At 67.3% G+C, this 20,692-nt stretch carries 18 protein-coding genes and 1 tRNA gene; 3 read left to right on the forward strand and 16 right to left on the reverse strand.

The features are described from left to right. Positions 1 to 16: 16 nt before the first annotated feature. Complete coding sequence (nudE, locus tag LPB260_RS06985) at positions 17 to 583, forward strand: ADP compounds hydrolase NudE (RefSeq protein ID WP_208707973.1); 567 nt, start codon at positions 17 to 19, stop codon at positions 581 to 583. Further along, positions 580 to 1,401, forward strand: coding sequence for a 3'(2'),5'-bisphosphate nucleotidase CysQ (gene cysQ, locus LPB260_RS06990; protein ID WP_208707974.1), 822 nt, complete (start codon positions 580 to 582; stop codon positions 1,399 to 1,401). The genes nudE and cysQ overlap by 4 nt, the downstream gene beginning before the upstream one ends. 137 nt (positions 1,402 to 1,538) lie before the next feature. Here the strand turns inward: cysQ and LPB260_RS06995 are convergent, their stop codons facing one another. Continuing rightward, the gene (locus tag LPB260_RS06995) at positions 1,539 to 3,446 is read right to left on the reverse strand and encodes a beta-ketoacyl synthase (protein WP_208710110.1); all 1,908 of its coding nucleotides are present in this window, start codon (positions 3,444 to 3,446) and stop codon (positions 1,539 to 1,541) included. Between the two features lie 249 nt (positions 3,447 to 3,695). Between LPB260_RS06995 and LPB260_RS07000 the strand changes: the two genes are divergently transcribed. Continuing rightward, a complete protein-coding gene (locus tag LPB260_RS07000) occupies positions 3,696 to 5,348 on the forward strand; it encodes an acyl-CoA synthetase (RefSeq protein ID WP_208707975.1) in 1,653 nt (550 codons plus the stop codon). 193 nt (positions 5,349 to 5,541) lie between these two features. Here LPB260_RS07000 and dctM read toward each other — a convergent pair whose 3' ends face one another. From dctM to LPB260_RS07075, 15 genes are all read right to left on the reverse strand, one after another. Continuing rightward, on the reverse strand, positions 5,542 to 6,825 hold the full coding sequence (gene dctM, locus LPB260_RS07005; RefSeq protein ID WP_208707976.1) for a TRAP transporter large permease: 1,284 nt from the start codon (positions 6,823 to 6,825) through the stop codon (positions 5,542 to 5,544). Continuing rightward, positions 6,822 to 7,469 (reverse strand): TRAP transporter small permease, encoded by a 648-nt coding sequence (locus tag LPB260_RS07010; RefSeq protein WP_208707977.1) that lies wholly within the window; start codon positions 7,467 to 7,469, stop codon positions 6,822 to 6,824. Before LPB260_RS07010 ends, dctM begins: the two co-directional genes overlap by 4 nt. A 144-nt stretch (positions 7,470 to 7,613) precedes the next feature. Next, positions 7,614 to 8,606, reverse strand: coding sequence for a TRAP transporter substrate-binding protein (gene dctP, locus LPB260_RS07015; protein WP_208707978.1), 993 nt, complete (start codon positions 8,604 to 8,606; stop codon positions 7,614 to 7,616). Positions 8,607 to 8,912: 306 nt separating this feature from the next. After that, positions 8,913 to 10,313, reverse strand: a complete 1,401-nt coding sequence (locus tag LPB260_RS07020) for a sigma-54 dependent transcriptional regulator (RefSeq protein WP_208707979.1) — start codon at positions 10,311 to 10,313, stop codon at positions 8,913 to 8,915. Further along, positions 10,310 to 12,121 (reverse strand): ATP-binding protein, encoded by a 1,812-nt coding sequence (locus LPB260_RS07025; RefSeq protein WP_208707980.1) that lies wholly within the window; start codon positions 12,119 to 12,121, stop codon positions 10,310 to 10,312. The genes LPB260_RS07020 and LPB260_RS07025 overlap by 4 nt, the downstream gene beginning before the upstream one ends. Before the next feature lie 253 nt (positions 12,122 to 12,374). After that, positions 12,375 to 13,244, reverse strand: coding sequence for a dTDP-4-dehydrorhamnose reductase (gene rfbD, locus LPB260_RS07030; RefSeq protein WP_208707981.1), 870 nt, complete (start codon positions 13,242 to 13,244; stop codon positions 12,375 to 12,377). After that, positions 13,241 to 13,786 (reverse strand): dTDP-4-dehydrorhamnose 3,5-epimerase, encoded by a 546-nt coding sequence (rfbC, locus tag LPB260_RS07035; RefSeq protein ID WP_208707982.1) that lies wholly within the window; start codon positions 13,784 to 13,786, stop codon positions 13,241 to 13,243. The genes rfbD and rfbC overlap by 4 nt, the downstream gene beginning before the upstream one ends. After that, complete coding sequence (gene rfbA / locus LPB260_RS07040) at positions 13,783 to 14,655, reverse strand: glucose-1-phosphate thymidylyltransferase RfbA (protein ID WP_208707983.1); 873 nt, start codon at positions 14,653 to 14,655, stop codon at positions 13,783 to 13,785. The genes rfbC and rfbA overlap by 4 nt, the downstream gene beginning before the upstream one ends. Further along, the gene (gene rfbB / locus LPB260_RS07045) at positions 14,652 to 15,722 is read right to left on the reverse strand and encodes a dTDP-glucose 4,6-dehydratase (protein ID WP_208707984.1); all 1,071 of its coding nucleotides are present in this window, start codon (positions 15,720 to 15,722) and stop codon (positions 14,652 to 14,654) included. The genes rfbA and rfbB overlap by 4 nt, the downstream gene beginning before the upstream one ends. 161 nt (positions 15,723 to 15,883) lie before the next feature. Next, positions 15,884 to 15,959: transfer RNA gene (locus tag LPB260_RS07050), tRNA-Thr, on the reverse strand. 249 nt (positions 15,960 to 16,208) lie between these two features. Then, positions 16,209 to 17,474: a methyltransferase gene (locus LPB260_RS07055; RefSeq protein ID WP_208707985.1), complete on the reverse strand. Its 1,266-nt coding sequence runs from the start codon at positions 17,472 to 17,474 to the stop codon at positions 16,209 to 16,211. Between the two features lie 26 nt (positions 17,475 to 17,500). Continuing rightward, positions 17,501 to 18,190: an ABC transporter permease gene (locus LPB260_RS07060; RefSeq protein ID WP_208707986.1), complete on the reverse strand. Its 690-nt coding sequence runs from the start codon at positions 18,188 to 18,190 to the stop codon at positions 17,501 to 17,503. After that, positions 18,187 to 18,882, reverse strand: a complete 696-nt coding sequence (locus tag LPB260_RS07065) for an ABC transporter permease (protein WP_208707987.1) — start codon at positions 18,880 to 18,882, stop codon at positions 18,187 to 18,189. The genes LPB260_RS07060 and LPB260_RS07065 overlap by 4 nt, the downstream gene beginning before the upstream one ends. Before the next feature lie 50 nt (positions 18,883 to 18,932). Further along, positions 18,933 to 19,685 carry an ABC transporter substrate-binding protein gene (locus LPB260_RS07070; protein ID WP_208707988.1) on the reverse strand — a complete coding sequence of 251 codons (753 nt, stop codon included), beginning with the start codon at positions 19,683 to 19,685 and terminating at the stop codon, positions 18,933 to 18,935. A gap of 16 nt (positions 19,686 to 19,701) precedes the next feature. Next, positions 19,702 to 20,475 (reverse strand): ABC transporter ATP-binding protein, encoded by a 774-nt coding sequence (locus LPB260_RS07075; RefSeq protein WP_208707989.1) that lies wholly within the window; start codon positions 20,473 to 20,475, stop codon positions 19,702 to 19,704. Positions 20,476 to 20,692 lie beyond the last annotated feature (217 nt).

The raw sequence follows: 20,692 nt of genomic DNA on the forward strand, positions 1-20,692 counted from the left end.
GCCAAGGAGCCGCACCATGCGCCAGAAGCCCACCGTACTCGCCCGCGAGATAGTCGCCAGCAGTCGCCTGTTCCGCGTCGAGGAGTTGCAGCTGCGTTTTGCCAACGGCGTGGAGCGCACCTACGAGCGCCTGGTTGGCAAGGGCGTCGGCTACGGCGCGGTGATGGTGGTGGCGATGGCCGACGCCGAGCATGCGCTGCTGGTCGAGGAGTATTGCGGCGGCACCGACGCGTACGAGCTGTCGTTGCCCAAGGGCCTGATCGAGCCGGGTGAGGACGTGTTGGCGGCGGCCAACCGCGAGCTCAAGGAGGAGGCCGGCTTCGGTGCCCGCCAGCTCGAGCACCTCACCGAGCTGAGCCTGTCGCCCGGCTACATGAGCCAGAAGATCCAGGTGGTGCTGGCCCGCGACCTCTACGAGGAGCGCCTGCCGGGCGATGAACCGGAGCCGATGCGGGTCGACCGGGTCAACCTGCGCGAGCTGTCGAGCCTGATGCAACATCCCCAATTCAGCGAGGGGCGCGCCCTGGCCGCCCTGTACCTGGCGCGCGACCTGCTTAGCCAACGAGGAGACTTCGTCCTGTGAACCACCCCCTGATTCCCGCGGTGATCCAGCTGGTCCGCGCCGCCGGCAAGGCGACCCTGCCGCACTGGCGCGCCGGCGTGACCGTCACCGAGAAGGCCGATGCCTCGCCGGTGACCGCCGCCGACATGGCCGCCCACCATCTGTTGGCCGATGGCCTGCGGGAGCTGGACGCGAGCATCCCGGTGCTGTCCGAGGAGGCGGCCAACATTCCCCTGAGCGAGCGCAGCGGCTGGAGCCGCTGGTGGCTGGTCGACCCGTTGGACGGCACCAAGGAATTCATCGCCGGCTCGGAGGAGTTCACCGTCAACGTCGCGCTGATCGAGCGCGGGCGGGTGGTGTTCGGCGTGGTCGGCATCCCGGCCAGTGGCCGTTGTTATTACGGCGGCGCCGGGCTGGGAGCCCGGCGTGCCGAGGCCGATGGCACGGAGCAGGCGATCAGCGTGCGCCTGGCGCCGGCGGAAGCCTTCACCCTGGTCGCCAGCCGCCGCCATTCCAGCCCGGCCCAGGAGCGCCTGCTGGAGGGGCTCGTCGAGCGTTTCGGCGACCTGCAGCTGACCAGTGTCGGCAGTTCGCTGAAGTTCTGCCAGCTGGCCGAGGGCCTGGCCGACTGCTATCCGCGCCTGGCGCCGACTTCGCAGTGGGACACCGCCGCCGCCCAGGGCGTACTGGAAGGCGCCGGCGGCGAGGTGCTGACGCTCAAGGGCGAGGCGCTGACCTACGAGGCCCGCGAGTCCCTGCTCAACCCGTCCTTCCTGGCCCTGCCGGCTGCCGCCGAATGGCGCGCCGAACTGATCCAGCTGGCCCGCGCCCTCGACTGAGACTCAGTGGGATGAGGTGGCCCGGATGCAATCCGGGCTACGGGGTTTCGCCGCGCTCAACACGACCGCCGTAGGGTGCGCCGCGCGCACCACAGCAGCGGCAATCAATGCGCCGCGCAGGACGCACCCTGCGCGGATCAGTCGAGCATGTCGCGGTAGCGGTCGTCCTGCTTGAACACCAGGGGCTGGGCGAAGCCGGGCACCTTGACCTGGGTGTCGCCCAGCTCGATGGCCTGATCGTCGATCAGGTCGTTGCCGAAGTTGTAGATGATGTCCAGCTGGCCCAGCAGCGCCTGCTGGTCGTACTGCCGGGCGGCGGCGCGGGTCTGCTCGCGGCGCGCGCAGTAGTCGGCGAAGGCCGCTTCGCCATGGCGCTTGCGCAGCATGCGCTCGACCACATGGGGCGCCAGCACCACGCCGCTGGCGTTGTTGCCGCCGAAGCCCTTGGAGTTGATAAAGCACACGTCCAGCGCCTGCGCGCCGACCTTGCGGTCTTCGGTGGCGATGCTCAGGTGCTGCTGATGGACGTCGTCGGCGACCCCGTCGATGGTCTTGATCCCCGGAATCACCCCGTACTTGAAGCTGCCCAGGGCGGCGATCAGCTGGTCGCCGCTGGCGGTGGCCAGGGAGTGGCCGACGAAGGCCTTGACCGCGGTGACCGGCCATTGCTCGATGGCGAAGGCGGCGGCGATGCGGTCGAGCAGTTCGGACTCGGTGACCCGGTTGGCCGGGGTGCTGGAGCCGTGGGCGTGGATGAAGCTGCGCTGGCGCACGGCGTCGCTGCCCAGCAGCTGCACGGCGCTGGCCACGGCCTTGGCCATGGTCAGGTAGTTGCCCGGACCAGGGGCGGAGATGGACTTCTTGAAGCCGTCGGCGTTGATGAACACGTCCGGCACCGCGCCGTGGATGTCGGCGCCCAGCTCGAGGGCCAGGGCGTCGTCCATCAGCACCACGAACTGGCAGGCCTCGGCCAGGGTGAAGCCGCAGTTCTCGCCGAACGGGCGGCTGGCGCGGCGGAAGTCCACCTGCTCCTTGCCCTCGATCTGGCGCAGGCCGTCTTCGGTAGCGAGGGCGCCCATGGCGCCGTAGCCCTCGATGCACTCCTGGTTGATCGGCGCCTCGCTGCTGCCGACGATGACCACCCGCGCCTTGCCGGCGGCGATCTGCTCGATGCCCTTCTGCAGGTTGTAGAGGAAGGTGGCGCAGGCGCCGGTGATGGCGCCGGTGGTGCCGACGCTGCCGAGCACGTAGGCGTTGATGAAGTCCGCCGGCATGGTATTGAGGCCCAGGGCCAGCTGCTTGGCGGTGACCCGGCCGCCCTTGAGGCGCGACTGCATCAGGCCGCCGAAGCCGTTCTCGTCCAGCTGGCTCATGATGCAGCTGGCGAACACGGCGATCTCGTCCGGGGCCACGCGGTCGACGATCGACTGCCAGGGCAGGCCGGTGGAGCGCAGGGCGTCGGTCACCCCGACCACGGCCATGCTCAGGCCGCGCGGGTGGAAGCGCGAGTTGTACAGCTCGGCCGGCTCGAAGCCGCTGGGCAGCTGGCCGGCGGACTTGACCGGCAGGGCGCGGTAGCTGTCGACCTTGAATTCGCAGTTGTCGTGCAGGGTGACGCGTACCTCGGCGGCGTTGAGCGGCTCGACCGTCCAGTTGGCCGGCAGCGGTTCGGGCAACTGCTTGCGGCTGGCGATAAAGCTCAGCTGGCTGCCGGAGGTCTCGCTGAGGGTGATGCTCTTCTGCCAGTGGGCGGCGTCGACGTCCAGGTAGCTCTTCTCGATGCGCCGCACCAGGGTCGAGGCGAGGATCTGCTCGCCCAGGCGCGCGTCGATCTCGGCCAGGCTCAGGGTCTTGCCGTCCTGGTCCTGGTAGGCGCCATCGACCACGCGCAGCAGCTTCATCATCACCGCCAGGCCGGCGAGGGTTTCCTGGCGCGCCTGGGTGTCCATGGACTCGAGCACGGTGCGACGGAAGCCATGGTGAAAGGAGCTGCGCCCGGCAGCGTTGTAACCACCAAAGCCAACGATCACGGGTAAGCGAGATATCACGTGGAAAACTCCTTCAAATGAATTCGTCAGGACAGGCGCGGCTGACGCGGAGCCGGCTTGTCGCACGGAACGGGAGCCCTCTGGCCCGCGCAAGGGCCGCAAGGGCGAGCGCCGGCTCGACTGTTCGGATGCCTATGCTGACGAGGTTAATGACCTGTGAGTCACGGCTTCGACCAAGGTAGGGCTTGGATAAGGCCCTACGGCTGCTAGGGTTAATGGCGCCCAAGCTTGAGCTGGAGAACAACAATGAACAGCGTCAACCCTTACGAACACGGCATGCCGCGCGATGCGGCGAACTTCCAGGCGCTCAGCCCCTTGAGCTTTATCGAGCGGGCGGCCAGCGTCTATCCGCAGCGCCTGGCGCTGATCAACGGTAGTCTGCGCCAGTCCTGGGGCGAGACTTACAGCCGCTGCATCCGCCTGGCCTCGGCCCTGGCCGGGCGCGGCATCGGCCTGGGCGACACGGTGGCGCTGATCGCGCCCAACGGCCCGGCACTGTTCGAGGCGCACTTCGGCGTGCCCATGTGCGGCGCGGTGCTCAATGCCATCAACACGCGCCTGGATGCCGAGGCCATCGCCTTCATCCTGCAGCACGGCGAGGCCAGGGTGCTGCTGGTCGACAAGGAGTTCGGCGAGCTGGTGCAGCGCGCCGTCGCCCAACTGAGCAATCCGCCGCTGATCATCGGCATCGACGACCCGGAGTACGCCGAAGGCCTGCTGCTCGGCGAGCTGGACTACGAGGCGCTGCTGGCCGAGGGCGATCCCGGATACGCCTGGCAGATGCCGGCAGACGAGTGGCAGGCCATCGCCCTCAACTACACCAGCGGCACCACCGGCAACCCCAAGGGGGTGGTCTACCACCACCGCGGCGCGCACCTCAACGCACTGTCCAATGCATTGTGCTGGGACATGCAGCGCTTCCCGGTGTACCTGTGGACCCTGCCGATGTTCCACTGCAACGGCTGGTGCTTCCCCTGGGCCCTGGCCGCCTACGTCGGCACCAGCGTATGCCTGCGCCAGGTGCGCGCCGAGGCAATCTACCCGCTGCTGGCCGAGCATGGCGTCGACCACTTCTGCGGTGCGCCCATCGTGCTGAACATGCTGGCCAACGCCGCCGATGAACTGAAGGCGCTGAAGACCCGGCCGGTCAAGGTGCTGACCGCCGGCGCGGCGCCGCCGGCGGCGGTGATCGAGGCCATGGAGGCCCTGGACTTCCGCGTCACCCACGTCTACGGCCTGACCGAGACCTACGGCCCCAGCGTGGCCTGCGAGTGGAAGGCCGAGTGGGACGGCGAGAGCCCTGAGCAGCGGGCGCGCCTCAAGTCCCGTCAGGGCGTGCGCGCGCCGCTGCTCGACGGCCTGATGGTCGCCGACCCGGATACCCTGCAGCCGGTGCCCAAGGACGGCCAGACCATCGGCGAGATCTTCATGCGTGGCAACGTGGTGATGAAGGGCTACCTGAAGAACCCCACGGCCACCGCCGAGGCCTTCGCCGGCGGCTGGTTCCATTCCGGCGACCTGGCGGTGTGGCACGCCGATGGCTATGTGGAGATCAAGGATCGCTCCAAGGACATCATCATCTCCGGCGGCGAGAACATCTCCTCCATCGAGGTGGAGGACGTGCTCTACCGCCATCCGCAGATTCTCGAGGCCGCGGTGGTGGCCATGCCCAGCGCCAAGTGGGGCGAGACCCCCTGTGCCTTCGTCACCCTCAAGCCGGGCGCAGAACTCAGCGCCGAGGCGGTGATCGCCTTCTGCCAGGAGCGCATGGCACGCTTCAAGGCGCCGGGCTGCGTGGTCTTCACCAGCCTGCCGAAGACCAGCACCGGCAAGGTGCAGAAGTTCGTCCTGCGCGAGCAGGCCAGGGCCATGGCGGCGGGCGGGCAGACGGCGGCCTAGGCGGCGCGGTCCGCCGCACGGCCGAGCGACGGCTCTGCTGCTACAGGTAGCCCGGATGCAATCCGGGGTTGGTTGGCGGCATGGCACCGCCGCCCCGGATTGCATCCGGGCTACTGGGTCTGGATGTCAGCGAAAAAAAGCCCGGCGCTAAGGCCGGGCGGAGTGGGTACAAAAGCTACCAAGGAAGCGGGTTTCAGTTCATCCCCAGCCAGTTCGGCAGGGCCATGGACACGGCCGGGATATAGGTGATCACCAGCAGGAAGCTCAGCAGCAGCATCAGCCACGGCCAGGCCGCGCGGATCACCGAGGTCAGCGGCATGCCGGTCACCGCCGAGGTGACGAACAGGTTCAGCCCCACCGGCGGGGTGATCAGGCCGATCTCCATGTTCACCACCATGATGATGCCCAGGTGGATCGGGTCGATGCCCAGCTGCACGGCGATCGGGAAGAGGATCGGCGCAAGGATCAGGATGATCGCCGAAGGCTCCATGAAGGCGCCGGCGATCAGCAGCACGATGTTCACCACCAGCAGGAACTGCCAGGGCTGCAGGCCCATCTCGATCACCCAGGCGGTGATGGTCTGGGGGATCTGCTCGGTGGTCAGCACGTGGGCGAAGAGCATGGCGTTGGCGATGATGAACATCAGCATGATGGAGAGCTTGCCGGACTCCAGCAGCACCTTGGGGCACTCGCGGATGGTCATGTCCTTGTACACGAACAGCGCCACGAAGCCGGCGTAGACCGCCGCCACCGCAGCCGCCTCGGTGGGGGTGAACATGCCCGAGTAGATGCCGCCGAGGATGATCACCATCAGCAGCAGGCCCCAGATCGCCTTGCGCCCGGTGGCGATCAGCTCGCGCAGGCTGGCCCGCGGCATGGCCGGCAGGTTCATCTTGCGCGCGACGATGTAGATCGCCACCATCAGCGCCACGCCGAGCAGCAGACCGGGCACCACGCCGGCCATGAACAGCTTGCCCACCGACTGCTCGGTGGCCGCGGCGTACACCACCATGACGATCGATGGCGGAATCAGGATGCCCAGGGTGCCGGCGTTGCAGACGATGCCGGCGCCGAAGGCCTGGGGGTAGCCGGAGCGCACCATGCCGGCGATGGCGATGGAGCCGACCGCGGCCACCGTGGCCGGACTGGAGCCGGACAGCGCGGCGAACAGCATGCAGGCCAGCACCGCGGAAATCGCCAGGCCGCCGCGGATATGGCCGACGCAGGCGTTGGCGAAGTCGATCAGGCGCCGGGCCACGCCGCCGGTGGTCATGAAGGCGCCGGACAGCAGGAAGAACGGAATGGCCAGCAGGGTGTAGTGCTCGCTGGTCTCGAACAGCTTGATCGCCAGCGAGCGCACCGAGTCGGGACTGAACAGCATGATGGTCATGGAGCCGGCCAGGCCGAGGGACACGGCGATCGGCACGCCGATGAACATCAGCAGGAACAGCAGGGCGAAGAGGAACAGGATGGTCATGGCTTGGAGTCCTTCTTCGTGTCGTCGTCGTGCTCGGTCAGCTTCATCGCCTCGGCGGCCTCGTCGGCCAGGCCCAGGCCGGTCTGCTGGTTGCGCAGGATGCGCACGAAGATTTCGAGGAAGCGGATGAACACCATGGCGTAGCCGAACGGCACGATGGCATTGATGTACCACTGCTGGATGCCGTAGTGGCCGAGGTCTTCGGCGCCGATGTCGGCGATCAGCAGGGTGCGCACCCAGTCGAAGCTGGCCACGCTGATCAGCCCGGCGTAGCCCAGGCAGCACAGGCAGGCGATCAGGCCGATGATGCGCTGGGTCGGCTTGTTGGCCAGCTTGACCAGGGCGTCCACGCCGATATGGCCGGCAGTGCGCACGCCGTAGGCCAGGCCGAAGAAGATCAGCCAGGCGAACAGGGCCTTGGTCAGGGCGATGCTCCAGGTCATGGCCTGGGCCATCTCGATCACGCTGTCACCGATGGCGAAGAACAGGTCGCTGGCCGCCGGCCAGCTGTCGCCAAGGCTGTAGAACACCGTGTAGAGGTTGTTGAGGATCACATAGACGAATGTCACTAGCGTCATGGTGCCCAGCAGGAAGGCGATAAAGCCCTCCTCGAAGTGGTCCCAGACGCGCCGCAAGGCGTTCATCGTTCGAGTCTCCCGGTGAACAGAAAGGAAAAGCGCGGGGTGGGTCGGGCGCATGCGCCGACCCACCGGGTGTGGCGAGGCGCTGTCGGCGACAGCGCCGCTATGCCGCCCGGGCGGGAAGTCCGGCCGCGGGCGGCTTTGCCCTTACTGCTGGTTGGCCGCGTCGGCCGCCTTGATCAGGTCGGCGCCGATTTCCGCTTCGAACTTGCTCCAGACCGGCTTCATGGCGTCGCGCCACTGACCGCGCTGCTCCGGGGTGAGGGTGATGATCTCGCTGGTGCCGGCGGCGACGATGGCCTGCTTGGCTTCCTGGTTCAGGGCGTCGGCCTGCTTGTTCACTTCGGCGGCGACTTCGACGTTGATCTTCTCCAGCTCGCTGCGCACATCGGCCGGCAGCTCGTTCCAGAACTTGGTGTTGGTGATCAGCATGTAGTCCAGGACGCCGTGATCGGACTCGGTGATGAACTTCTGCACTTCATGCATCTTCTGCGAGTAGATGTTCGAGTAGGGGTTCTCGGCGCCGTTGACCACGCCGGTCTGCAGGCCCTGGTAGACCTCGGCGAAGCTCATCTTGCGCGGGTTGGCGCGCACGGCCTTGAACTGCTCCTCGAGCACGGCGCTGGCCTGCACGCGGAACTTCAGGCCGCGGGCATCCTTCGGCTCACGCAGGGCCTTGTTGGCCGACAGCTGCTTCATGCCGTTGTGCCAGTAGCCGAGGCCGGTGATGTTCTTGCTTTCCATCGACTTGAGCAGCGCCTGGCCTTCGGCGCTCTGCTGGAAGCGGTCGACCGCATTGATGTCGTTGAACAGGAAGGGCAGGTCGAATACCTGCAGCTGCTTGGTGTACTGCTCGAACTTGGCCAGGGACGGGGCGATCAGCTGCACGTCGCCGAGCAGCAGGGCTTCCATTTCCTTGCCGTCGCCGAACAGCGAGGAGTTGGCGTAGACCTCGACCTGGACCTTGCCCGGCAGACGCTCTTCGGCGAGCTTCTTGAACAGCAGCGCACCCTGGCCTTTCGGGGTGTTCTCGGCGACCACGTGGGAGAACTTGATGACGATGGGATCGGCCGCCTGGGCCAGGCCGGCGATGGTCAGGGACAGGGCGCACGCCAGCGCCTTGGCAGTCAGTTTGAACATGTGAGTGCTTCCTCTTGTTGTGCTTATCGCGTTGAGCGCCGCAGCGCCGGAAACGGGCGAACAGGTTCAAGTCTAGGCGGCCTGTCGGAACACGACGGACGCTGGGCAGCTATGGCCTGGACTCGAGCCTGGTGGATCGCCTGAGAGGAGTAGAGCAACCGCCATGCCAGTCCAGGGGCAAGCGCTGCGCCAGGTGCTGTTCAGGCTGGCACATGGCGCGCCAGGGGCGCGCGCGAGGCGTATATCGGGGGGAGCAGGGCGGCCAACTGGAGGGCTGCCCCGGCGGATTTGGCGGATATCCGCCAGTCACCCGGCCTCGTCTGGCGAGCTTCCGCCAGCATCGGCGAAGCTCAGGCCGTGCTTGCGCAGTTTGTCGTGCAGGGTCTTGCGCGGCACGCCGAGGGCCTCGGCCACGCTGCGCAGCGAACTGTGGGGGCGGCCCAGCTCGGCGGCGATCAGCGCCCGCTCGAAGGCTTCTACCTGCTCGCTGAGGTTGCCGCTCGGCGCCGCGTCGTCGCCCGGAGCCGGGGACTCGAGCTGCAGCTCCAGGCCGAGGTCCAGGTCCAGGCCCAGGGCGAAGCGCTCGGCGGCGTTCTGCAGCTCGCGCACGTTGCCCGGCCAGGGATGGCGCAGCAGCTGCGCGCACTGGGCCGATTGCAGCTCGCGCAGCGGCAGGCCGTGGCGGCTGCCGGCGGCGTCGGCGAAGTGCTGGAACAGCAGCAGGATGTCGTCGCCGCGTTCGCGCAGCGGCGGGATGCGCAGCGGCGCAACGTTCAGCCGGTAGTACAGGTCGGCGCGGAAGCGCCCCTGATCGGCGGCCTGGCGCAGGTCTTCCTTGGTCGCGGCGATCACCCGGATGTCCAGGGGAATCAGCTGGTTGCCGCCGAGGCGTTCGACCACCCGCTCCTGCAGCAGGCGCAGCAGCTTGACCTGCACCTCCAGGCTCATGCTCTCGATCTCGTCGAGGAACAGGGTGCCGCCGTTGGCGAACTCGAACTTGCCGATACGGCGCTTCTGCGCGCCGGTAAAGGCCCCCGGTTCGTGGCCGAACAGCTCGCTTTCCACCACCGACTCGGCCAGGGCGCCGGCGTTGATCGCCACGAAGGGCCCGCCGCGGCGACTGGACAGATCGTGCAGGGCGCGCGCCACCACCTCCTTGCCGGCGCCGGTTTCACCGAGGATCAGCACGTCCGCGGCGATCCCGGCGAGGGCGCCGATCTGCTCGCGCAGGCGCAGCATGGCGGCGGACTGGCCGACCAGGCGGGCCGACAGCTCGTTGCGGTCGCTCAGGGCCAGGCGCAGGCTGCGGTTGTCCAGCACCAGGCGGCGCAGGGCCAGGGCGCGGCGCACGCTGTCGAGCAGGTGCTCGCTGGGAAAGGGCTTCTCGAGGAAGTCGTAGGCGCCGGCGCGCATCGCCTGCACCGCCAGGGGCACGTCGCCGTGGCCGGTGATCAGCAGCACCGGCAGCTCCGGGTCCTGCTGGTGCAGCTGTTCGAGCAGCTGCAGGCCGTCGATGCCCGGCATGCGGATATCGCTGACCACCACCCCCGGCCAGTCGCGCTCGATGCGCGCGGCGGCGCCCTGGGCATCGGCCAGGCTGGCGACCTTGAGGCCGGCCAGGTCGAGGGTCTGGCTCAGGGCCTGGCGCAGGTGGGGATCGTCGTCGATCAGCAGGACCTGGGTGCGGGCGTCGAGGGGCAGGGTCATGGGGCAGAGTCCTCAGGCGGCTGGATATTCACGCCGTGCTCGGCGGTGCGCAGGCGCAGGGTCAACAGGGCGCCGCCGGCGGGGTGGTTGGCCAGCAGCAGCTCGCCACCCAGGGCACGCATCAGGGTATCGCAGATCGCCAGGCCCAGGCCGAGGCCCTGGGCGCTGGTCTTGGTGGTGAAGAAGGGCTCGCGGGCGCGTTGCAGGGCCTCGGCGGAGAAGCCCGGGCCATTGTCGCGCAGCTGCAGCTCGACGCCCTCGGCGGTGCGCCCGGCGCTGAGCCACAGGCGCCGCGGCGGCGGCACTTCGGCCAGGGCATCGAGGGCATTGGCCAGGAGGTTGCCGAGCACCTGGCGCAGGCGGGTCTCGCCGGCCTGGACCCACAGGGTGGCGTCCGGCAGGTCGCGAATCAGCTCGACCTGCAAGCCCCGCCGGCGCTTGGCCAGCAGCGCCAGGGCATCGTCGATGGCCGGCTGCAGGGCGACGCTCTCCGGGGCGTGGCGATCGCGGCGGGCGAAGGCGCGCAGGTGGGCGATGATCGAGGCCATGCGCTCGGTGAGCTGGCTGATCAGGCGCAGGTTTTCGCGGGCGTCCGCGCCGCGCTGGTGGTCGAGCAGCACGCCGGCGTTGTCGGCATAGCTGCGAATCGCCGCCAGGGGCTGGTTGAGCTCGTGGCTGATGCTCGCGCTCATGGTGCCGAGGGCCGACAGCTTGCCGGCCTGGACCAGTTCGTCCTGGGCGCGCACCAGCTCCTGCTGGGCCTGCTCGCGCTCCAGCACCTCCTGTTTCAGGCGGCTGTTGAGCAGTTCCAGGTCATGGGTGCGCTCCTGTACCCGTTGCTCCAGCTGCTGACGGGCTTGCGCGTCCAGGGCGATGCGCTCGAGGTAGTGGCGGCGCCGTTGCATCAGCAGGCCGAGCAGCAGGATGAGCACCAGCAGCGCGGCGCCGCCGATGGCAACGGCCGCGCGCACGGGGCGGTCGAGCAGGCTGCGCGGCGCGAGAATGCTGGCCGTCCAGCCGATGTCCTCCAGGTCGCGCGCCTGGCGCAGCCAGGCACTGTCATCGAGGCGCAGCGGCGGCGGCGACTGGATCAGGTAGGGCTGGGTGTCGGCGATGGTCGCCCGTTCGGCCTTGTCCAGCTTGCGGGTGGCATGGAAGCGCCAATCGGCGTTGGAGGTGAGGATCACCACGCCATGGTTGTCGGTCACCAGTAACTGCTCCGGGCGACTGCCCCAGAGGGTTTCGCTGTGGTCCAGATCGACCTTGACCACCAGCACGCCGATGATCTGCTGGCCTTCGCGTACCGGCGAGGCGAAGAAATAGCCGCGCTTGCGCGAGGTGGTGCCGAGGCCGAAGAAGCGCCCGGCGCGGCCCTGCATGGCCTCGATGAAATAGGGCCGGTAGGAAAAATTGCGCGCGACGAAGCTGTCCGGCCGCTGCCAGTTGGAGGCCGCCAGGGTCTGCCCGTCGACGTCCATCAGGTAGATCACGTCGGCGCCGGTCTGCTGCTGCAGGTCGTCGAGCAGACGGTTGGCGCGCTCGTGCAGCGGGGCCTGGTCGCCCTCATGCAGCAGCTGGCGCAGGGCCGGCAGCTGGCTGAGGATCGGCGGCAGCACCTCGTAGCGGCGCAAGGTGCCGAGCAGGTTGGCCACGTAGAGGTCGAGGGTCTGGCCGCTCTGCCTGTCCAGTGCGTCACGGTAATAGCGTTCGGCCAACTGCTGCAGGGGCCAGAGCAGCGACGCCAGGATCAGCGCCAGCAGGGCCAGGCTGCGCCAGCGCGGGCGGCTGTGTAATGCGGTGGAGGGCATGGGCGGATGACTCGGTCGCGGTAAGGCTCAGTTTAGTAAGGGACGAGGCGCCCCGGAACCGAGCCTGAAGCAATTGTCGGACCAGGCGGCGCCAGGGAGGGCGCTCCACCGGGGGGGCCTGGATCTGGCGCGCGAGCGGCGGCTGATCCTGCTGTTCAACGGTGGGCGCTCGACAACCCGGCGTTGGCTGGCTCGAGCGGTCGATCAAGCCCGGGCCGCGCCGGGCTGCGGCCTGGGGGGTTGGCTTCGACTCCTAGCGCGGACTGGCCAGGCACTCCAGCAAGGCGTCATCCCAGTCCGGCAGCTGGATATGCCAGTCGTGCTGCAAGCGCGTGCAGTCCAGGCGCGAGTTGAGCGGGCGCTGCGCCGGGGTCGGATAGGCGCTGGTCGGAATTGCTTCGAGCTGGGCGGCAGGCTTGCCCTGGGCGCGCAGCTGTTCGGCGATGGCACTGGCGAAGCCGAACCAGGAGGTCTCGCCCTGCCCAGTCAGGTGGTAAGTGCCCCAGGGGCCGGCCTGGCCGGCACGCCAGTGGGCGATCAGCTCGGCGCTGGCGCGGGCGATGCTGCCGGCCCAGGTGGGCGCGCCGATCTGGTCGGCCACCACATTGAGGCTGTCGCGCTCCTGCAGCAGGCGCTGCATGGTCAGCAGGAAGTTGCGCCCGTGCAGCGAGTACACCCAGCTGGTGCGAAGGATCAGGTGCTCGCCACCGGCGGCCCGGATGGCCTGTTCGCCGGCCAGCTTGCTCTGGCCGTAGACGCCCAGCGGGTTGGGCGTGTCGTCCTCGGTGTAGGATGCCGCCTTGCCGCCGTCGAACACGTAGTCGGTGGAGTAGTGGATCAGCGGCGCGCCCAGGACCGCCGCCTCCTCGGCCAGGACGCCGGGGGCCGTGGCGTTGATCGCGAAGGCCAGCTCGGGCTCGCTTTCGGCCTGGTCGACCGCGGTGTGCGCGGCGGCATTGATGATCAGCGCCGGGCGCAGTTCGCGGACCTGCCGGCGAATCTGCTCGGGCTGACCGAGGTCGAGCTGGTCGCGTCCGCGCACCACCAGTTCTGCCTGCCCCGCAAGACTCAGTTGCAGCTCGCGGCTGACCTGGCCGTGCTGGCCGAGCAACAGGATTTTCATGGGAACAGCTCCGCCTCGTTGAGCGGGAGGCCGGCCTGATCCTTGGCCGACAGTTGCGGCGCGGTGACGAGCGGCCAGTCGATGGCCAGGCTCGGGTCGTCCCAGCGGATGCAGCGCTCGTGGGCCGGGGCGTAGTAGTCGGTGGTCTTGTAGAGGAATTCGGCGAACTCGCTGAGCACCAGGAAGCCGTGGGCAAAGCCCTCCGGCACCCACAGCTGGCGTTTGTTCTCGGCGGACAGCTGCACGCCTATCCAGCGGCCGAAGGTGGGCGAGGCGCGGCGGATATCCACGGCCACGTCGTAAACTTCGCCGGCGGTCACCCGCACCAGCTTGCCCTGGGCCTGCTGCACCTGGTAGTGCAGGCCGCGCAGCACGCCACGCTGCGAGCGCGAATGGTTGTCCTGGACAAACTCGCGGGTCAGGCCGGTGGCCTCGGCGAAGGCGCGGGCGTTGAAGCTCTCGTAGAAGAAGCCGCGCTCATCGCCGAACACCTTGGGCTCGAGGATCAGTACGCCTGGAAGGTCGGTCTGGATGACGTTCATGCATGCTCCTCCGCCAGCTTGAACAGGTACTGGCCGTAGCCGGTCTTGCCGAAGGCCTGGGCCTGGCGGAGCAGCTGGTCGCGATCGATCCAGCCATGCCCGTAGGCAATTTCCTCCAGACAGGCGACCTTCAGCCCCTGGCGGTGCTCGATGGTCTGCACGTACTGCGACGCTTCCAGCAGGCTGTCGTGGGTGCCGGTGTCGAGCCAGGCGAAGCCGCGGCCGAAGCGCTCGACGCGCAGGTCGCCGCGCTTGAGGTAGGCGTTGTTGATGTCGGTGATCTCCAGCTCGCCGCGGGTCGACGGTTTCACCGCCTTGGCGATCTCGACCACGTCGTTGTCGTAGAAGTACAGGCCGGTGACGGCATAGCTGGACTTCGGCTTGGCCGGCTTCTCCTCGATGGAAATGGCGCGTCCCTGGGCGTCGAATTCGACCACGCCGAAACGCTCGGGGTCACTGACCCAGTAGCCGAACACGGTGGCACCGCTAGGGTGGCTGGCCGCGCGCTGCAGTTGTTCGCCGAAGTGCTGGCCGTGGAAGATGTTGTCGCCGAGGATCAGGCACACCGGGTCGCTACCGATAAACGACTCGCCGATCAGGAAGGCCTGGGCCAGGCCGTCCGGCGAGGGCTGTTCGGCATAGCAGAAGCGCACGCCGAACTGGCTGCCGTCGCCGAGCATCTTCTCGAACTGCGGCAGGTCGTGGGGGGTGGAGATGATCAGGATGTCGCGGATGCCGGCGAGCATCAGTACCGAGATCGGGTAGTAGATCATCGGCTTGTCGTAGATCGGCAGCAGCTGCTTGGACACGCCCAGGGTGATCGGGTGCAGGCGGGTGCCGGAACCGCCGGCGAGGATGATGCCTTTCATGGCTGTCGCTCCGTCAGGGCGCCGAGGCGCTCGCGTTGATAGCTGCCGTCCTGGACGCGACGGCACCAGTCGAGGTTGTCCAGGTACCAGCGCACGGTCTTGCGCAGGCCGCTGGCGAAGGTTTCCTGGGGCTTCCAGCCCAGTTCGCGCTCGATCTTGCTGGCGTCGATGGCGTAGCGCTGGTCGTGGCCGGGACGATCGGCGACGAAGGTGATCTGCTCGCGGTAGGCGCCGCCTTGTTGGCGCGGCGCCAGCTCATCCAGCAGCGCGCAGATGCTTTCCACCACGTGCAGGTTCTTCTGTTCGTTGTGGCCGCCGATATTGTAGGTCTCGCCGACCTGGCCCTCGGTCACCACCTTGAGCAGGGCACGGGCGTGGTCCTCGACGTACAGCCAGTCGCGCACTTGCTGACCGTTGCCATAGACAGGCAGCGGCTTGCTGTCCAGGGCGTTGAGGATCACCAGGGGTATCAGCTTCTCCGGGAAGTGATAGGGGCCGTAGTTGTTCGAACAGTTGGTCAGCAGTACCGGCAGCCCGTAGGTGCGCTGCCAGGCGCGTACCAGGTGGTCCGAGGCCGCCTTGCTCGCCGAATAGGGTGAGCTGGGGGCGTAGGGCGTGGTTTCGCTGAACAGGTCGTCGACACCGTGCAGGTCGCCGTAGACCTCATCGGTGGAAATGTGATGGAAGCGAAACGCCTGCTTGCGCTCGGCCGGCAGCGCCGACCAGTAGGCGCGGGTGGCTTCCAGCAGGCTGTAGGTGCCGACGATGTTGGTTTGAATGAACTCGGCCGGACCGTCGATGGAGCGGTCGACATGGGACTCGGCGGCCAGGTGCATCAGTGCATCCGGCTGGAACTGGGCGAGCGCCTCGGCCACCGTGGCCTGGTCGCCGATGTCGGCCTGGAGAAACTGATAGCGCGGGTTGCCGGCGACACTGGCCAGGGACTCGAGGTTGCCGGCGTAGGTCAGTTTGTCCAGATTGAGCACCTGGTGCTCGGTTTCGTTCAACAGATGGCGGATCAGTGCCGAGCCGATAAAGCCGGCACCGCCGGTGACCAGAATTCGCATGGGAAAGATTTGCCTCATAGTCCAGGCCGCGGGTGCGCTGCCTAGCTTGTCGGCTGAGTGCATCATCTGCAAGCGTTGCTTAGGATGGCACGGAGCCCCCAATCAACTCGGGGCACAGAAACGACAAAGGCCTGCATCGCTGCAAGCCCTTTTGATCTTGATGGTGCCGGCACCAGGAGTCGAACCCGGGACCTACTGATTACAAGTCAGTTGCTCTACCAGCTGAGCTATACCGGCACTGAAGGGCCGCCATTATATCCATTAGTTTGTGCGAGTAAAGCCGTTCCGGCGCAGATCGAAACAGTCCCGGCTATCAGCAGTCAGGTGCTTATGCACAATGGATAGGCTAGTGCGGCCGAGGTCGAGAAGAACTGTGAGGTCGTTCACGGACTTGTGTAAGGGGCTGTTTTTGTTGATGTTTATCAACTGGCCAAAAAAGCAGCAGATAACCCATGGGGTGATAGGCAGGGCTTTGCAGGCGTTTGCTCAGAATCTATCAACACAGTTATCCACAGATTGTGTGGGCAACTCGCAGGCGGGTCGTTCGGCGAGCAGCAGCAGGTTGCGCGGGCTGAGCTGTCGGGTGCAGAAGGTGCCCAGGCGCACGGCGAAGCCCTGATCCTGCAGGTAAAGCGCGCGGTCGAGTAGCAGCCACAGTTCCAGCGGGCGGCGAAACAGGGCGCGCAGCAGCTCGAGGTTGCGCACCTCGGCCAGGCGCTGCCAGCCCTGTGCCAGCAGGCCCGACCAGTCGCGAGTCGGGCCGGGGTCGGCCAGCCCCTTGAGGGTTGCCAGGTCGCGGCAGTAGCTGGAGAAGTCCTTGTCCAGCCAGGCCGGTGGCAGTGAGGGCGTTGGCAGGTATTCATCGACGCCGCGCAGCCGCCGCTGCAGCAGGTCGAAGGCCAGCCGCCGGGCCATGGACAGGTCCCGTTGGCGGCGTACCCGGGCACCGGCGGTGACGGTCTCCTTGAGCGGTAGGGCGAGGTCGTCCCGCGACAGGTGCAAGGCCGAGGCCTTCGCGGCGGCCGATAGGGGCTGGTAGTCGGGGGTGGCGATGCGGTTGTAGCAGCAGGGGGCGATGGCCAGTTGGCTGCAGCCGGCCTGGCTGGCCAGGTGCATCAGCCGCATATGCAGATCGCCGCAGGCGTGCAGGGCGACCGGGGTGTGCTCGGCTAGCAGTCGCTCAGCGGTATCCATGGCCAGCACGTCCTGGCGCAGATGCCTGGCGGCGAGCCCCAGGCGCTGGCTGAGGCGCTGGCCGCTCTCTACCAGCTGTGGGTCGTGCTCCAGGCAGGTCAGCGGGCGGCCATCATGGGCCAGCAGGCGACCGAGGTGGCCCTTGCCGGCGCACCAGTCGAGCCAGTGCCGTGGTTCGCCTTGAAACTGCAGGCGGCTGGCGAAGGCCTGTATCTGCTGCCATTTGCGACCCGGCACATCGAGCGAGAAACGGGCGGGCAGTTCGGGCTGGGGCCGTGGTGGCAGTTCGCCGAGCTGGGCCAGTGCGTTGGCCTGTCTGGCGAGTTCGGCAAAGGGCTCTGGGGCGTCCAGCAGATGGGGTTGGCCATGGTCGGCTTCGGCCTGTTCAAGGCTGCGGGCGCGCAACCAGCGGGACAGCTCGGGATGGCTGTCTTCCCAGGGCAGCCGGTGCTGGGTGAAGGGTTGCGGTCGCCAGAGGTGCTGATGCCCGGTCAGCAACGCATCCAGCGCCTGGAAGCGCTGGAGCAGGGCGTCGCCACTGAGGGGGTGTGCTGGCATGGTGGGCAGGGTCGCTGGCGACAGCGTCAGCGACCCTGGCAGGCGTCGACGCGCAGCCAGTGCTCCAGCAGCTTGAAGGCGCGCACCAGGACGAAGGCGATGCCCAGGTAGAAGAGGCCGGCGGCGAAGAAGATCTCCACCGGCAGGTAGGTGCGGGCAATGATGGTGCGGGCCATGCCGGTGAGTTCCAGCAGGGTCACGGTGCTGGCCAGGGCGCTGGCCTTGAGCATCAGGATCACTTCGTTGCTGTAGGCCGGTAGGCCGATGCGCGCGGCCCGCGGCAGGACGATATAGAGCATGGTCTGCCAGCGTGCCATGCCCAGCGCTCGCGCTGCCTCGACCTCACCCGACGGTACGGCCTGGATGGCGCCACGGAGGATCTCGGCGATGTAGGCCGCGGTGTGCAGGGTCATGGTGATGATGGCGCACCAGTAGGCGTCGCGCAGGTAGGGCCACAGTGGGCCTTCACGCACCGCGTCGAACTGCGCCAGGCCGTAGTAGACCAGGAACAGCTGCACCAGCAGCGGCGTGCCGCGGAAGAAGAAGATGTAGCCGTAGGGCAGGGCGCGCACGTACCAGTGCTTGGACGCGCGGGCGATGCCCATGGGGATCGCCAGGATCAACCCGGCGATCACCGCGATGCCGACCAGCTCCAGGGTCAGCAGGGCGCCTTCGGCCAGGCGTGGCAGCCACTTGATGATGACTTCCCAGTTCATGCGGCGCTCCTGACGAAGCCACGACTGGCGCGTTTCTCGAGGAAATACAGGCCGATCATGGCGAGGATGGTCAGGCCGAGGTAGATCAGCGCTGCCACCAGGAAGAAGGTGAAGGGTTCCTTGCTCGAGGTCACCGCAATCTGCGAGCGGCGCATGATCTCCTCCAGGCCGATCACCGAGACCAGCGCGGTGTCCTTCATCAGGATCATGAACAGGTTGCCCAGCCCCGGCAGGGCGATGCGCCACATCTGCGGAAGGATCAGGCGCCAGAAGATTCGCGGCTTGGACAGGCCGAGGGCCTGGCCGGCTTCACGATGGCCCTTGGGGATGGCCAGGATGGCGCCGCGGAACACCTCGGTGGCGTAGGCGCCGAAGCACAGGCCGAGGGCGATGGTGCCGGCGGCGAAGGGCGACAGCTCCAGGCTTTCCATGCCGAGCAGGTCGGCCAGTTCGCGCATCAGGTTGACCGTGCCGAAATAGATCAGCAGCACCCAGAGTAACTCGGGTACGCCGCGCACGATGGTCGAATAGGTGCCGCCGAGCCATTGCAGCGGCTTGTACGGCGAGGTCTTGGCCAGGGCGCCGAGCAGGCCGAGCACCAGACCCACGCTGAGCGCGCTGAGCGCCAGCTTGATGGTCATCAGGGTGCCGGCGGCCAGGGCGGGGCCGAATCCGTAGAGGTCTAGGGTCATGGAGGCTCAGGTGCCTGCGTCGCCGGCAGCGGCGACGCAGGACAGGCTGCTCAGTAGATGCTGAACGGGAAGTACTTGTCGTTGATCTGCTTGTAGGTGCCGTCGGCGACGATTTCCTTCAGCGCGGCATTGAGCTTCTCGCGCAGCGGGTCGCCCTTGCGCACGGCGATGCCGATCTTGTCGTTGTCGAACACAGGCTCGCCCTTGAACTCGAAGCCCTTGCCGGCGTCGCTCTTGAGCCATTCCCAGTTGACGAAGGTGTCGGCCAGTACGCCGTCGAGGCGGCCCGAGGACAGGTCGAGGTAGGCGTTCTCCTGGGTGTCGTAGAGCTTGATGTCGACCACGTCATCGAGGTTGTCTTCCAGCCAGGTGCCGGCGATGGTCGCGCGCTGGGCGCCGATCACCTTGCCCTTGAGGCTGGCTTCGTCGGTCTTGAACTCACTGCCTTTCGGGGCGATGAACTGCAGCTTGTTGGTGTAGTAGGGCTCGGTGAAGTCGACCGCCTGCTGGCGCTCTTCGGTGATCGACATCGAGGCCACCAGGAAGTCGAACTTCTTGGCGTTCAGCGCCGGGATGATGCCGTCCCAGTCGGAGGTGACCACTTCGCACTCGGCCTGCATCTTGGCGCACAGGGCCTGGGCGATCTCGATGTCGAAGCCGACCACCTGCCCGCTGGCGTCGATCAGGTTGAAGGGGGGGTAGGCGCCTTCGGTACCGATCTTCAGCTTGTCGGCGGCCACGGCGCTGGTGCCGAAGGCCAGGGTGGCGGCCGCAGCCAGCAGGATCTTCTTATATTTCTGCATGCGATGTAGCTCCATTTTAGTGATTGCTGGACATGAACTGTTTGCAGCGCGCCGATTGCGGGTTGTCGAACACCAGCGCCGGCGGACCCTGCTCCTCGACCAGGCCCTGGTGCAGAAACACCACTTCACTGGACACCTGGCGGGCAAAGTTCATCTCGTGGGTCACCAGCAGCATAGTGCGGCCTTCTTCGGCCAGGGCGCGGATCACGTTGAGCACTTCCTGGACCATCTCCGGGTCGAGGGCCGAAGTCGGCTCGTCGAACAGGATCACCTTGGGCTCCATGCACAGCGTGCGGGCGATGGCCGCGCGCTGCTGCTGGCCGCCGGACAGCTGGTTGGGGTAGACATGGCGCTTGTCGGCGATGCCGACCTTGGCCAGCAAGGCCTCGGCGCGCTCGGTGGCCTCGGCCTTGCTCAGGCCCAGCACCCGGCGCGGCGCCTCGATGATGTTGTCGAGCACGCTCATGTGCGGCCACAGGTTGAAGTTCTGGAAGACAAAGCCCAGTTCGCTGCGCAGGCGATTGATCTGCCGGTTGTCCGCCGCGACCAGTTCGCCCTGCTTGCCGGGTTTGAGCTTGAGCTCTTCTCCGGCGACGAGTATCTGGCCCTGGTTGGGGTTCTCCAGCAGGTTGATGCAGCGCAGAAAGGTCGACTTGCCGGAGCCGGAGGAGCCGAGGATGGAAATCACGTCGCCATCTTTGGCCGTGAGGGAGATGCCCTTGAGCACCTCGAGGTCGCCGTAGCGTTTGTGCAGATTACGAATTTCCAGCGCGGGCGTGGCCTCGGCCATGGGGGGTCCTCTTCTCGTTCGGATGCGCTCCGGGCTATGGTCAGGCCTTCCTGGCGTGGCGCCAAGCTAGCATAGCGTTTCGCTGACCGCCAAGCCGTTTACTGGGCGGCTTTAGCCTGATCGGTCACGGGTGTCGCCTGGTTGCAGCTGCCTGTCGCGCGAATGCAAGAATGCTAATGCGGTGTTGCCCGTGGGGGCTGAGCGATGGCCGAGGTGC

This window comes from Pseudomonas sp. LPB0260 (assembly GCF_013388395.1).

Coding starts and splice junctions, on each gene's coding strand:
- LPB260_RS07000 (WP_208707975.1), top strand. CDS start 3,696: ATGAACAGCGTCAACCCTTACGAACACGGCATGCCGCGCGATGCGGCG.
- LPB260_RS07070 (WP_208707988.1), bottom strand. CDS start 19,685: ATGCAGAAATATAAGAAGATCCTGCTGGCTGCGGCCGCCACCCTGGCC.
- LPB260_RS07055 (WP_208707985.1), bottom strand. CDS start 17,474: ATGCCAGCACACCCCCTCAGTGGCGACGCCCTGCTCCAGCGCTTCCAG.
- LPB260_RS07060 (WP_208707986.1), bottom strand. CDS start 18,190: ATGAACTGGGAAGTCATCATCAAGTGGCTGCCACGCCTGGCCGAAGGC.
- rfbB (WP_208707984.1), bottom strand. CDS start 15,722: ATGCGAATTCTGGTCACCGGCGGTGCCGGCTTTATCGGCTCGGCACTG.
- LPB260_RS07025 (WP_208707980.1), bottom strand. CDS start 12,121: ATGCCCTCCACCGCATTACACAGCCGCCCGCGCTGGCGCAGCCTGGCC.
- LPB260_RS07075 (WP_208707989.1), bottom strand. CDS start 20,475: ATGGCCGAGGCCACGCCCGCGCTGGAAATTCGTAATCTGCACAAACGC.
- rfbC (WP_208707982.1), bottom strand. CDS start 13,786: ATGAACGTCATCCAGACCGACCTTCCAGGCGTACTGATCCTCGAGCCC.
- LPB260_RS07065 (WP_208707987.1), bottom strand. CDS start 18,882: ATGACCCTAGACCTCTACGGATTCGGCCCCGCCCTGGCCGCCGGCACC.
- nudE (WP_208707973.1), top strand. CDS start 17: ATGCGCCAGAAGCCCACCGTACTCGCCCGCGAGATAGTCGCCAGCAGT.
- dctM (WP_208707976.1), bottom strand. CDS start 6,825: ATGACCATCCTGTTCCTCTTCGCCCTGCTGTTCCTGCTGATGTTCATC.
- dctP (WP_208707978.1), bottom strand. CDS start 8,606: ATGTTCAAACTGACTGCCAAGGCGCTGGCGTGCGCCCTGTCCCTGACC.
- LPB260_RS07020 (WP_208707979.1), bottom strand. CDS start 10,313: ATGACCCTGCCCCTCGACGCCCGCACCCAGGTCCTGCTGATCGACGAC.
- rfbD (WP_208707981.1), bottom strand. CDS start 13,244: ATGAAAATCCTGTTGCTCGGCCAGCACGGCCAGGTCAGCCGCGAGCTG.
- rfbA (WP_208707983.1), bottom strand. CDS start 14,655: ATGAAAGGCATCATCCTCGCCGGCGGTTCCGGCACCCGCCTGCACCCG.
- LPB260_RS07010 (WP_208707977.1), bottom strand. CDS start 7,469: ATGAACGCCTTGCGGCGCGTCTGGGACCACTTCGAGGAGGGCTTTATC.